Genomic DNA, 12853 nt, shown 5'->3' with positions numbered 1-12853 from the left:
CTTGGACAAACATAGGTTAAAGGAGAATGCGTGTCCAAGGGGGATTTACATGAATGAACTAGCTGGCGAATTGCTGACACTCAGTATCATGGCTTTTGCACTTGGAATGGATGCCTTTTCGGTTGGACTCGGCATGGGGATGATTCAGCTGAGATTCCGCCAGATCCTTTATATTGGACTTGTCATTGGGATATTTCATATGTTTATGCCTCTTTTTGGCATGCTAACAGGTCAGCTTTTATCTGGCTGGCTTGGGCTCCTAGCAACCTATATAGGCGGGGCGCTGCTTTTGGTGCTGGGTCTGCAAATGATCATCGCTTCTATCCGAAAAGAAGATAAGCCATTTATCGCACCTGTTGGGGCCGGTCTCGTTCTTTTTGCAACAAGTGTGAGTTTAGATAGTTTTTCCGTTGGCTTAAGCCTGGGGATTTACGGTTCTCGGGTGTTGATGACCATTTTATTGTTTGGCTTTTTTAGTATGATGCTCACATGGCTTGGATTATTACTCGGTAAACAGGTTCGGTCATGGGTAGGTTCATACAGCGGGGCGCTTGGCGGATTGATTTTACTAGCCTTTGGAATCAAATTATTATTTCCGCTCTAGCCAGTCTCCTTACATAACATGTTGAATGAAATGCTATATAATAGAAGAAAAGGAGGTCGAAAGATGAATATCTTATTTGTTTGTACGGGAAATACTTGCAGAAGTCCGATGGCTCAAGCCCTTTTTTCCTCCATTGCAGATGAAAAAGGCTTACAGGTCACTGTAAAATCAGCGGGCATCTTCGCCTCTGATGCAGAGAAGGCTTCTCCTCAAGCAGTCGAAGCATTATTTGAGAAAAGCATTCCACTGAATCACTCGTCGTCTAAACTAACAGAAGAACTTCTTCATGAAGCAGATTATGTCTTCACCATGACGATTCAGCATAAGCAGTTGATTGTGGAGCAATATGCTCATGTGAAAGACAAGGTCTTCACTCTAAAAGAATTTGCGACAGGATCAGAAGGTGACGTGTCGGATCCATTTGGAGGGAGTCTCTCCATTTATCAGGAGACACGAGATGAACTAGAAACGCTATTGTATCAACTTGCTAAAAAGCTTAAACAGGATCACAAATCCTCATAAATGGACAACCTGTAAAACCGTTGCGTAAACGGTTTTTCTGCTTTTGTTTGCAAATGACTAGGCAGAGGTTAAAATATAACTGTAAATAAAGAATGAATGTAAGACATGACAGATTAACTCACCCTTAGGAGGAATTGCCCGATGAAAGTAGCCATTGCATCCGATCACGGCGGAACGAATATTCGTGAAGAAATCAAACAACTAATGGATGAATTAAAGATTGAATACATTGATATGGGTTGTGAATGTGGATCAGGTTCTGTAGACTACCCTGACTATGCTTTTCCTGTAGCCAATATGGTGGCAAACGGGGAAGTCGATCGCGGCATTTTGATTTGCGGGACAGGTATCGGAATGAGCATTTCAGCAAACAAAGTGAAAGGCATCCGCTGTGCACTGGCGCATGATACATTCAGTGCAAAGGCGACGAGAGAACATAACGATACAAATGTTCTTGCGATGGGAGAACGAGTCATTGGACCAGGATTGGCAAGAGAGATTGCTCACATTTGGCTGACAACAGAATTTACTGCAGGACGTCATGCTGTGCGGATTGGTAAAATCGCTGATTACGAAGAAAAGCACCTGTAAGGAGCGCTTAACATGAACATTGGTCAAGATTGGCTTGAGATGTTAAAAGAGTTTCATCAAACAGTTGAACTGCGAGCCGGCCACATTTTAGTGATTGGCTGCAGTACGTCAGAAGTGGCTGGCGAGCACATTGGAACAGCGGGAAGTGAGCAAATTGCTGAAGCTATTTATCAAGAGCTCGATCAACTGAGACGCGAGACAGGAATCGAATTGGCTTTCCAATGCTGCGAGCATTTGAATCGTGCCCTCGTTGTGGAAGAAGAGGTGGCGTACCGGCTTAACTTAGAAATTGTAGCGGCAGTACCTGTCCGTCAGGCGGGTGGTTCTATGGCGACGCATGCGTATCAGCAAATGGAACACCCTGTGCTGGTTGAATCCATTTCAGCGCATGCAGGGATTGATATCGGTGATACATTCATCGGTATGCACTTAAAGCGGGTAGCCGTACCGGTCCGTCTCAGCCGTCATCAATTAGGACAAGCACATGTGACGTTTGCAAAAACTCGTCCAAAGCTGATTGGCGGAGAACGAGCCGTTTATACAAGATCATAGTTCGGATATATTTCTAATATAATGTTGAATGATGAAGACGCTTCACCCCTTGAATATTCGGGTTTTCATAAAAAAGAAGTCGATTTTCCAAAAAAAACTTTTACATTTTACTCAAAAACCGTGTACAATGAGATGGTGAAAACATCGAATGGAAATAGATTGGAGAGGATTTCGCTGATGAAACATTTACCTGAGCAAGACGCACAAGTATTCAAAGCAATTCAACTAGAGCGGAAACGCCAGCAGGACAAAATCGAATTAATTGCATCAGAAAACTTCGTAAGCGAAGCAGTCATGGAAGCGCAGGGCTCTGTCTTAACAAACAAATATGCAGAAGGTTACCCTGGTAAACGCTACTATGGCGGCTGTGAACATGTAGACGTTGTAGAAGATATCGCACGTGACCGCGCAAAAGAAATTTTTGGCGCTGAGTATGTGAACGTACAGCCTCACTCAGGTGCTCAAGCGAATATGGCCGTATACTTTACAATCCTTGAGCATGGCGATACAGTGCTAGGCATGAACTTATCACATGGCGGGCATTTAACACATGGAAGCCCTGTAAACTTTAGCGGCGTACAGTACAACTTTGTAGAATACGGTGTAGATAAAGAAACACAGCATATCGACTACCAAGATGTACTTGAAAAAGCACGTGAGCATAAGCCGAAACTAATCGTAGCGGGGGCAAGTGCTTACCCACGTCAAATTGATTTCAAAAAGTTCCGTGAAATTGCCGATGAAGTCGGTGCTTACTTTATGGTGGACATGGCTCACATCGCGGGTCTTGTTGCAGCAGGTCTTCATCCAAATCCAGTTCCTTACGCTGATTTTGTGACAACGACAACTCACAAAACATTACGCGGACCTCGCGGCGGAATGATTCTATGCCGTGAAGAGTTTGGTAAAAAGATCGACAAATCGATCTTCCCTGGTATTCAAGGTGGACCACTCATGCATGTGATCTCTGCAAAAGCTGTTTCTTTCGGTGAAGTATTGAACGGAGATTTCAAAACATATGCACAAAACGTGATTGATAACGCAAAACAACTAGCTGAAACACTTTTATCTGAGGATATTCAGCTTGTATCTGGTGGAACAGACAACCATCTTGTTCTCATCGACTTGCGCTCTCTTGGCATTACAGGAAAAATTGCAGAAAACGTTCTTGATGAAATTGGTATCACGGTGAACAAAAATGCAATTCCATATGATCCAGAGAAACCATTTGTTACAAGTGGTGTACGTGTAGGTACAGCAGCAGTGACAAGCCGTGGCTTCGATCAAGAAGCGATGAAAGAAGTCGGTTCCATTATTGCGCTTGCTCTGAAACATCATGAAGATGAAGCGAAATTAGAAGAGGCGAAAAAGCGTGTATCTGATCTGACAGCTCGTTTCCCTCTATATCATGAATTAGATTATTAAAATGCAGACCCATTTGCCTATTTTTGGCATGTGGGTTTTTTTTGTAGGATTTGCGAATCATATTGAAAGATGATGTCTTTTTATGTAGAATTGTAGGAAGTGTGCAAAGTTCACCGGAAGATGACAGAAAAGGAGTTGTAGCAAGCAATGGCAAAGGTTTATGTATTTGATCACCCGCTTATTCAGCACAAACTTACATATATTCGTGACGTTCATACAGGAACAAAAGAATTTAGAGAGCTAGTGGATGAAGTCGCAACATTAATGGCATTTGAAATCACAAGAGACTTACCGCTTGAAGAGGTAGATGTAGAAACACCTGTACAAGTCGCTAAATCAAACGTGATCTCAGGTAAAAAACTCGGAGTTGTGCCGATTTTAAGAGCAGGTCTTGGAATGGTAGACGGGATTTTGAAACTCATTCCAGCTGCCAAAGTGGGACATGTCGGTTTATACCGTGATCCGAAGACATTAAAGCCTGTTGAATATTATGTGAAGCTTCCATCTGATGTGGAAGAGCGTGAATTTATCGTAGTAGACCCAATGCTTGCAACGGGCGGATCAGCAGTAGAAGCATTAAACAGCTTGAAAAAACGCGGTGCGAAAAACATCCGCTTCATGTGTCTGATTGCTGCGCCAGAAGGTGTAGAAGAAATGCAAAAACATCATCCAGATGTTGATATCTACATTGCAGCATTAGATGAGAAGTTAAACGAAAAAGGTTACATCATCCCAGGTCTTGGTGATGCTGGTGACCGTATGTATGGAACAAAATAAGAATGATTCATGAAAAGCCCACATGCAAACGTGCATGTGGGCTTTTTTGAAAAATATGACAAACGGTTGATATCGTTCTTAGAAAAATCAATGTATACTGAACATTAGCAGTTTTTTTGAATGAATGTCACATCTCTCCTAAAGTTTGATGAAATTGTGAACATTTTGTGTGCTCTCTCATTATAGAAAAGTTTTTTAACTTTCAACGGATTGACACATCATAGACGCTATTGTATGCTAAACGAGGGTATTATGGTAAGGTTTTCATAGCCTATAGCACTCTACTAATCCTCATTGTGAACCCTTTAATAATCAGGGTTTGTATCAGCGAATGAAGCAGAATCCCATAGATCTAAAGATTTCAAGTCTGATTGCACAATTAGACCGATGGGTGATTGATTTTTTTCAAACAGGACGGCTTATCATAAGCGTCTTCTACGCAGTTTTCATCACCATTTATCACCTTTTTTACAATATTTTTCATCGGGAGTCAGATGAATGAACGATCCAAACGTCATTTTCCGCAGACAGAGTAAATATATGTTCTATTTATTGGCAATTTTTGTGTTTGGCTATGCCATGCCTGGTTTTAAACCACTGTTTCTTGGTTTCATTATCGGCACAATTTTTGCTTTCTTTAATTTATTCCTGCTTATTCGGAGAATGCATGCTTTTGATCGAGCAGTTAAAAAAGGAAAATCTATTCGTTCAATGGGAAGTACAGCCAGGTGGGCCAACGCAATTCTCGCAGTAGCGATTGCTTGGCGTTACCCTAACGAAGTTCATCTGGCAGGTGTTGTTATAGGATTAATGACAATATATCCTGTCATTATGATAGATTCCTTCATTCAACTTAAACGTTCTACTATGGAAGAGAGGTGAATACTCTTTGGGTCACAGTTCAAAAACTACAGAATTTTTAGGGTTAACGTTCAACTTATCCAATGTTCTCATGATTACGATTGCTAGTATCATCGTTCTTCTCATAGCGGTGCTGACTACTCGTGTTCTGGCTATTCGTCCGACAAAGGCGCAGAACTTCATGGAATGGATTGTTGATTTTGTTCGAAATATCATAGGTAGTTCGATGGACATGAAAACAGGAGCCCCATTTCTAGCGCTTGGCGTTACATTACTCATGTACATATTTGTTTCAAACATGCTTGGACTGCCATTCTCGATTACGGTCGATCACAACTTATGGTGGAAATCACCAACTGCTGATCCTGCAATCACAATGACACTAGCGGTTATGGTCATGGGATTGACACACTACTATGGTGTTAAAGCAAAAGGAGTCAAGGAATATACAAAAGACTACTTTAGACCAATCCCACTTTTAGTACCGCTGAAAATTATTGAAGAATTTGCAAACACATTAACACTTGGTTTGCGTCTTTATGGAAATATTTTCGCTGGAGAGATTCTTCTTGGTTTACTTGCAGGACTTGCGACTAATTTCTATTCGCAAAACCTTGCACTAGGTATCATTGGTACATTAGGTGCCATCGTGCCGATGATTGTATGGCAGGCATTCAGTTTGTTTGTCGGAACCATCCAGGCATTTATCTTCACCATGCTGACAATGGTGTATATCTCCCATAAAGTCAGCGACGAACACTAAAAAATTGAGAGTCCAAAAAGGACGTTATTTTAAAGGAGGAGCTTTTTAATGAATTTAATAGCAGCAGCAATTGCAATCGGTTTAGGAGCACTAGGAGCAGGTATTGGTAACGGTCTAATCGTATCTAAAACAGTTGAAGGAATCGCTCGTCAGCCAGAAGCTGGTAGAGAACTAAGAACTCTTATGTTCATCGGGGTAGCTTTAGTTGAGGCACTTCCAATTATCGCTGTCGTTATCGCATTCTTGGCATTCTTTGGTTAATATGTGAGAAGCGTTCTAATATGAATTTTAATGGCGAAGATCAGATTAGTTCGAAACTTCGCCATTCCTTTATGTTTTGTTTCTTAACATATTATTTAAAGAAGGGAGTTGCCGTACTAAATGTCTCAGTTACCAGTAGTTTTAGGAGCAGGTCTAAACACCGGAGATATCATATTCCAGCTGATCGCTATGCTCATCCTGCTTGCACTTTTAAAGAAATTTGCGCTTAAGCCTTTATTAGGGATTATGAAACAGCGTGAAGATTATATAGGAAATGAAATTTCAAGTGCTGAAGAAAAGCACGTTCAAGCTGAAAAGCTTCTTGAAGAACAACGTGTCTTATTAAAAGAAGCACGCGAAGAATCACATACACTCATCGAAAATGCGAAAAAGATTGGTGAGAAACAAAAAGAAGATATCATTCAAGCAGCGCGTCAAGAATCAGAGCGCTTGAAAGAGTCTGCTAGAACTGAAATCGTGAAAGAAAAAGAACAAGCTGTGGCTGCACTGCGTGAGCAAGTTGCATCACTATCTGTATTAATTGCTTCTAAAGTGATTGAAAAAGAACTTGATGAGCAAGCACAAGAGAAATTGATTCAAGAGTATCTTAAAGAGGCAGGCGAAAGCCGATGAGCGTGACTATTGTCTCTAAGCGTTACGCTTCTGCTCTTTTTGACATCGTTCTTGCTTCTTCGGCAGTAGACGAAACTGAAAAAGAGCTGAATGAGATCAAAAAAGTTCTGAAGGCTGACCAAGAATTAAATGACTTTCTTGTTCATCCGAAGATTACGGCAGACAAAAAGAAACATCTGATTGCAGAAGCTTTCAAAGGTGTTTCGACATATGTTTTGCACACAATGTATTTACTGATTGACCGCGGGCGCACGAATATTTTTCCTGAAATGGCGTCTGAGTTTGTGAAACTTGCAAACCGTACGAAACAAATAGACGATGCGATCGTGTATTCAGTTAAACCGCTCAGCGGAGCTGAAATTCAATCTTTATCTGAAGTATTTGCCAAAAAAGCCGGAGTCACATCACTGCGTGTTGAAAACGTGATTGACAAGGATCTAATAGGCGGAGTGAAAATCCGTATCGGAAACCGCATTTATGACGGCAGTGTCAGCGGAAAGCTTTCCCGCATTGAACGTCAGCTTGCAGGCGAAAATCGTTAGAAGGGGTGAAACCTTAGTGAGTATCAAAGCTGAAGAGATTAGCGCGCTGATAAAGCAGCAAATCCAAAACTATCAATCTGAAATTGAAGTAAAAGATGTCGGTACAGTCATTCAAGTAGGGGACGGTATCGCGCGTGTACATGGCCTTGACAACATTATGGCAGGAGAGCTTGTTGAGTTCTCTAACGGTGTAATGGGTATGGCTCAAAACCTTGAGGAGTCTAACGTAGGTATCGTAATCTTAGGACCTTACAAAGATATCCGTGAAGGTGACGACGTAAAACGTACAGGTCGTATCATGGAGGTTCCAGTAGGAGAAGAGTTAATCGGACGTATTGTGAACCCACTTGGTCAGCCTGTTGATGGACTAGGTCCAATTTTAACAAGCAAAACACGTCCAATCGAAAGTGAAGCACCAGGCGTTATGGATCGTAAATCGGTACATGAGCCGCTTCAAACGGGAATTAAAGCAATTGATGCCTTGATTCCAATCGGACGCGGACAGCGTGAATTGATCATTGGGGATCGTCAAACAGGTAAAACATCTGTTGCAATCGATACGATCCTTAACCAAAAAGATCAAGACATGATCTGTATCTATGTAGCGATCGGACAAAAAGAATCAACTGTTCGTGGTGTTGTTGAAACACTTCGTAAGCATGGTGCGCTTGACTACACAATCGTTGTCACAGCTTCTGCATCACAGCCAGCTCCACTTCTTTACCTTGCTCCTTATGCAGGTGTAACGATGGGTGAGGAATTCATGTATAACGGCAAGCATGTGCTTGTTGTGTATGATGACCTTTCTAAACAAGCGGCAGCTTACCGTGAGCTTTCATTATTGCTTCGTCGTCCTCCAGGCCGTGAAGCATTCCCTGGTGATGTTTTCTATCTTCACTCTCGTTTATTAGAGCGTGCAGCGAAGCTTAGTGATGAAAAGGGTGGCGGTTCTATCACAGCATTGCCTTTCGTAGAAACGCAAGCTGGTGATATCTCTGCATATATCCCAACAAACGTTATCTCAATCACAGATGGACAGATCTTCTTACAATCTGATCTCTTCTTCTCAGGCGTACGTCCAGCGGTAAACGCAGGATTGTCTGTATCTCGTGTAGGTGGTTCTGCACAAATCAAAGCGATGAAAAAGGTAGCAGGTACACTTCGTCTGGATCTTGCTTCTTATCGTGAGCTTGAAGCATTCGCTCAGTTTGGATCTGATCTAGACCAAGCGACTCAAGCCAAATTAAACCGTGGTGCTAGAACAGTTGAGGTCTTAAAACAAGACTTGAACAAACCGCTGAAAGTTGAAAAACAAGTAGCGATTCTTTATGCACTGACAAGAGGATACTTAGATGATGTAGCGATTGCTGATGTCAAACGCTTTGAAGCTGAGTTATTCATGTACATTGAAGAAAACCATAAAGACTTGTTTGACACAATCTCTCAAACAGGAAACATGCCTGCTGATGAAGAGTGGAAAACAGCGATCGAAGGCTTTAAACGTACGTTTGCACCAAGCAACTAATTAGTAATCTTTCCGAGAGAAAAAGATTCTCTTTTTCTCTCTTTTCACGTAAATGAACACGGATTCCTGAAAAAAGGTGGTGAAATCTTTGGCCTCATTACGCGATATTAAGTCAAGGATCACGTCAACAAAAAAATCGAGTCAGATCACAAAAGCGATGCAAATGGTATCAGCTGCGAAACTGAATCGTGCTGAAAATAATGCGAAGTCCTTTGTTCCATACATGGAGAAAATCCAAGAAGTCGTTGCGGCAATCGCAACTGGAACAAGTGCTAAGCACCCAATGCTTCTTTCAAGACCTGTTAAGAAAACAGGGTATCTCGTCATTACATCTGATCGAGGACTTGCAGGACCTTTTAACAGCTCGATTTTACGTGCCGCTTACCAAGCCATTCAATCTCGTCATCAATCTGCTGATGAATATGCGGTGATTGTGATTGGTAAAATCGGACGCGACTTCTTCAAAAAGCGTGGTATTCCAGTTATTTCTGAAGTAACAGGGCTTGGAGACGAAGTAGCGTTTGCTGATATTAAAGAATTAGCAAGCAGTACAGTGCAAATGTTCTCTGATGAAGCGTTTGATGAGCTTTACATGTTCTATAACCATTTCGTCAGTGCCATTTCACAAGAAGTAACAGAGAAAAAATTATTGCCGCTAACGGACCTTTCGGCCGCAGCGACACCAAATAAACGTTCCGCATCTTATGAGTTTGAGCCTTCTGAAGAAGAAATTCTTGAAGTTCTCCTTCCTCAATATGCAGAGAGTTTGATTTTCGGTGCGCTTCTTGACAGCAAAGCAAGTGAACATGCTGCAAGGATGACAGCAATGAAGAGTGCAACAGACAACGCAAAAGAATTGATCGACAGCCTGACACTCTCTTACAACCGTGCTCGTCAAGCAGCGATTACACAAGAGATTACAGAAATTGTCGGCGGAGCAGCTGCCTTAGAATAGAAATAATTGTCAGGAGGGAATGCAATGAAAACAGGACGCATCAGTCAGATCATGGGACCAGTCGTAGACGTTCGTTTTGAAGACGGTCACTTGCCTGAGATTTATAATGCGATCAAAGTTTCGCATAAAGCGGAAAGCGAAAGTGAAGTTGATATCGACTTAACTTTAGAAGTAGCACTACATTTAGGTGATGATACAGTGAGAACCATCGCAATGGCATCAACAGACGGTGTGAAGCGCGGTATGGAAGCTGTAGACCTTGGAAAACCAATTTCAGTACCAGTTGGTAACGTAACACTTGGACGTGTATTCAACGTACTGGGAGATAACATTGACTTAGATGAGCCACTTGGTGTGGAAGCGCAAAGAGACCCAATCCACAGACAAGCGCCTTCTTTTGATCAACTTTCTACAGAAGTTGAAATTCTTGAAACAGGTATCAAAGTTGTTGACCTTCTTGCTCCTTACATCAAAGGTGGAAAGATCGGTCTATTCGGTGGAGCCGGTGTTGGTAAAACCGTTCTGATTCAAGAATTGATCAACAACATCGCACAAGAACACGGCGGTATTTCTGTATTCGCTGGTGTTGGAGAGCGTACACGTGAAGGAAATGACCTTTACTACGAAATGAAAGATTCTGGCGTTATCGAAAAAACAGCGATGGTCTTCGGCCAAATGAACGAGCCACCAGGTGCACGTATGCGTGTAGCTCTAACTGGTTTGACAATGGCAGAGCATTTCCGTGATGAACAAGGTCAAGACGTATTGTTCTTCATCGATAACATCTATCGTTTTACACAAGCAGGTTCTGAAGTATCAGCCCTTCTTGGACGTATGCCTTCAGCGGTAGGTTATCAGCCAACTCTTGCAACAGAAATGGGTCAGCTTCAAGAGCGTATCACGTCTACAAACGTAGGATCGGTTACATCGATTCAAGCGATCTATGTACCTGCGGATGACTATACAGATCCAGCTCCAGCTACAACGTTCGCTCACCTTGATGCAACGACAAACCTTGAGCGTAAGTTGACAGAGATGGGGATTTACCCAGCGGTAGATCCACTTGCTTCAACATCTCGTGCCCTTGCACCTGAGATTGTTGGCGAAGAGCATTATGCGATCGCGCGTGAAGTTCAGCAAACATTGCAACGTTATAAAGAATTGCAAGATATCATTGCCATTTTAGGTATGGATGAATTATCTGAGGACGATAAGCTTGTGGTACACAGAGCTCGTCGTGTTCAATTCTTCCTATCTCAAAACTTCCACGTAGCAGAACAGTTCACTGGCCAAAAAGGTTCTTATGTGCCATTGCAAGAAACTGTTAAAGGCTTCAAGGAAATCTTATCTGGTAAATACGATCACCTTCCAGAAGATGCATTCCGCTTAGTCGGCCGCATTGAAGAAGTGGTTGAAAAAGCCAAAGAGATGGGTGTAGAGGCCTAATCTGGTCCTTAGGAGGGTAAAAGCATGAAGACCGTTCAAGTCAATATCGTTACTCCCGACGGCCCAGTGTATGAAGCGGATGTGGAAATGGTCAGTGTAAGAGCAGAAAGCGGTGAGCTTGGGATTTTAGCTGGCCACGTTCCAATGGTTGCTCCGCTAAAAATCGGTGCAGTTCGCTTAAAACATAGTGGATCAACTGAATTGGTTGCAGTAAGCGGTGGATTTGTTGAAGTTCGCCCCGAAAAAGTAACCATTCTTGCTCAGGCTGCTGAAACATCAGACAAAGTTGATGTCGATCGTGCAAAATCAGCGAAACAGCGTGCTGAAGAGCATTTGAACCACCCGAATGAAAGTGATGTACGCAGGGCGGAACTCGCATTAAAACGGGCATTAAACCGTTTAAATGTAGCAGGGAAATAAAACAGAAAATCCTTCTTATCACTGTGATAAGAAGGATTTTTTTTAGGATGACATGAGAGATTGATACATCGACACATAAGGATGAGATGCTTGCTTTTCTAGATATAACTGCTCGCAAAATTGGGTACTGCAATGCCATGTTTTATTATTTCTGCGTAAGCCAAGCGTATATTGGTGCGAAGAGTCCATATAAGGCCGCACGACCCAGTCAGCATCTGAATGATGACGGATGATAACCTCTCCTAAATACACACTCATCATCGCTTCTAATGCATCTATTGGCATTTTCCACTCAGCAAAAAGCTGCTGACGGAAGGCATCGAAGTATAATGACTCTAACTGATAAAGGCTTTCCTCTGAGTAATCCAAAGAAATGTTATGAAAATGACACAATTGTGCTAATTCTTCTAGCTGTGTCTGTCTATAATCAAAGTAGAAAGCAATGGCTTCCCATTCATGTTCAAATGAGGGAACCAGTTCTCCGTACAAATCAACAAAGTCAGGAAAAGAATCTTTCAAATATGATCAGCTCCTTCCACCGCAGTATATCATCTCCTTCGCATCAGAATAAGAGGGGATTCACTCTAAATGTAGCTCTTTTTTCCAAATGATTCATCTTTCCGATTTTGGAGGATATAATGAAAGGGAGTTTTCCTTTACAGAAATCAATAAAAGGAGGATTCAAGTGTATGGAAGACGTAGGACAACAAGCAATTGTTAGTATTGTGATCCACCTATTTTTTATTGCCATTACGTGGTGGGCATTGCTTGCGGTGAATATCGATCCACTGATTAAAAAAGGAAAAATTATTCAAGCTAGATTGCTCATGATGCTGATCACGATTGCTATTGCATCGGCAGTCAGCAATTTCTTCCTTGATTATTTAAATTTCTCCAGACAAATCCCTTATATGTTTTAACATAAAAGGTTTGGTCACTGCCTTCTGCGGGAACGTAAAAAGAAGTGTCAAAAATA

17 protein-coding genes are annotated in these 12853 nt (G+C 42.0%); 16 read left to right on the top strand and 1 reads right to left on the bottom strand.

Annotated elements, in window-relative coordinates; translation table 11 throughout:
• Nucleotides 1-49: 49 nt before the first annotated feature.
• The 15 genes from N521_RS03415 (at nt 50) to N521_RS03345 (ending at nt 11877) form a co-directional block, all read left to right on the top strand.
• Complete coding sequence (locus N521_RS03415; protein WP_025208133.1) at nt 50-604, top strand: manganese efflux pump MntP; 555 nt, start codon at nt 50-52, stop codon at nt 602-604.
• 63 nt (nt 605-667) lie between these two features.
• Nucleotides 668-1126: a low molecular weight protein arginine phosphatase gene (locus tag N521_RS03410; RefSeq protein ID WP_035389797.1), complete on the top strand. Its 459-nt coding sequence runs from the start codon at nt 668-670 to the stop codon at nt 1124-1126.
• A gap of 141 nt (nt 1127-1267) precedes the next feature.
• The gene (gene rpiB, locus N521_RS03405) at nt 1268-1717 is read left to right on the top strand and encodes a ribose 5-phosphate isomerase B (protein WP_003214714.1); all 450 of its coding nucleotides are present in this window, start codon (nt 1268-1270) and stop codon (nt 1715-1717) included.
• 12 nt (nt 1718-1729) lie between these two features.
• On the top strand, nt 1730-2269 hold the full coding sequence (locus N521_RS03400; RefSeq protein ID WP_035389796.1) for a TIGR01440 family protein: 540 nt from the start codon (nt 1730-1732) through the stop codon (nt 2267-2269).
• Between the two features lie 177 nt (nt 2270-2446).
• Nucleotides 2447-3694 (top strand): serine hydroxymethyltransferase, encoded by a 1248-nt coding sequence (glyA, locus tag N521_RS03395; protein WP_026050167.1) that lies wholly within the window; start codon nt 2447-2449, stop codon nt 3692-3694.
• Nucleotides 3695-3841: 147 nt separating this feature from the next.
• Nucleotides 3842-4471, top strand: a complete 630-nt coding sequence (gene upp / locus N521_RS03390) for a uracil phosphoribosyltransferase (RefSeq protein WP_003214553.1) — start codon at nt 3842-3844, stop codon at nt 4469-4471.
• A 498-nt stretch (nt 4472-4969) separates the two neighbouring features.
• Nucleotides 4970-5353, top strand: a complete 384-nt coding sequence (locus tag N521_RS03385; RefSeq protein WP_007497639.1) for an ATP synthase subunit I — start codon at nt 4970-4972, stop codon at nt 5351-5353.
• Nucleotides 5354-5360: 7 nt separating this feature from the next.
• Nucleotides 5361-6095, top strand: a complete 735-nt coding sequence (gene atpB / locus N521_RS03380; protein ID WP_007497637.1) for a F0F1 ATP synthase subunit A — start codon at nt 5361-5363, stop codon at nt 6093-6095.
• 48 nt (nt 6096-6143) lie between these two features.
• Entirely contained in the window at nt 6144-6356 is a 213-nt protein-coding gene (gene atpE, locus N521_RS03375; RefSeq protein WP_003214968.1) for a F0F1 ATP synthase subunit C, read from the top strand.
• Nucleotides 6357-6476: 120 nt separating this feature from the next.
• Nucleotides 6477-6989: a F0F1 ATP synthase subunit B gene (gene atpF, locus N521_RS03370; protein ID WP_007497634.1), complete on the top strand. Its 513-nt coding sequence runs from the start codon at nt 6477-6479 to the stop codon at nt 6987-6989.
• The gene (locus tag N521_RS03365) at nt 6986-7531 is read left to right on the top strand and encodes a F0F1 ATP synthase subunit delta (protein WP_007497632.1); all 546 of its coding nucleotides are present in this window, start codon (nt 6986-6988) and stop codon (nt 7529-7531) included. The genes atpF and N521_RS03365 overlap by 4 nt, the downstream gene beginning before the upstream one ends.
• 16 nt (nt 7532-7547) lie before the next feature.
• The gene (atpA, locus tag N521_RS03360; protein WP_035389793.1) at nt 7548-9056 is read left to right on the top strand and encodes a F0F1 ATP synthase subunit alpha; all 1509 of its coding nucleotides are present in this window, start codon (nt 7548-7550) and stop codon (nt 9054-9056) included.
• Between the two features lie 88 nt (nt 9057-9144).
• Entirely contained in the window at nt 9145-10011 is an 867-nt protein-coding gene (locus N521_RS03355) for a F0F1 ATP synthase subunit gamma (protein ID WP_007497628.1), read from the top strand.
• A 24-nt stretch (nt 10012-10035) separates the two neighbouring features.
• The gene (gene atpD, locus N521_RS03350) at nt 10036-11457 is read left to right on the top strand and encodes a F0F1 ATP synthase subunit beta (RefSeq protein ID WP_008343395.1); all 1422 of its coding nucleotides are present in this window, start codon (nt 10036-10038) and stop codon (nt 11455-11457) included.
• A 24-nt stretch (nt 11458-11481) separates the two neighbouring features.
• A complete protein-coding gene (locus N521_RS03345; protein WP_008343393.1) occupies nt 11482-11877 on the top strand; it encodes a F0F1 ATP synthase subunit epsilon in 396 nt (131 codons plus the stop codon).
• A 42-nt stretch (nt 11878-11919) separates the two neighbouring features.
• Here the strand turns inward: N521_RS03345 and N521_RS03340 are convergent, their stop codons facing one another.
• A complete protein-coding gene (locus N521_RS03340; protein ID WP_035389791.1) occupies nt 11920-12396 on the bottom strand; it encodes a hypothetical protein in 477 nt (158 codons plus the stop codon).
• 170 nt (nt 12397-12566) lie between these two features.
• Between N521_RS03340 and N521_RS03335 the strand changes: the two genes are divergently transcribed.
• Nucleotides 12567-12797, top strand: a complete 231-nt coding sequence (locus N521_RS03335; protein ID WP_025208130.1) for a DUF1146 family protein — start codon at nt 12567-12569, stop codon at nt 12795-12797.
• The last annotated feature ends 56 nt before the right edge of the window (nt 12798-12853 follow it).

The sequence above is a fragment of the Bacillus sp. UNC125MFCrub1.1 genome, from assembly GCF_000701305.1.
Classification (GTDB): Bacteria; Bacillota; Bacilli; order Bacillales; family Bacillaceae; genus Bacillus; species Bacillus altitudinis.
This window is presented reverse-complemented; position numbering and strand designations above follow the sequence as displayed.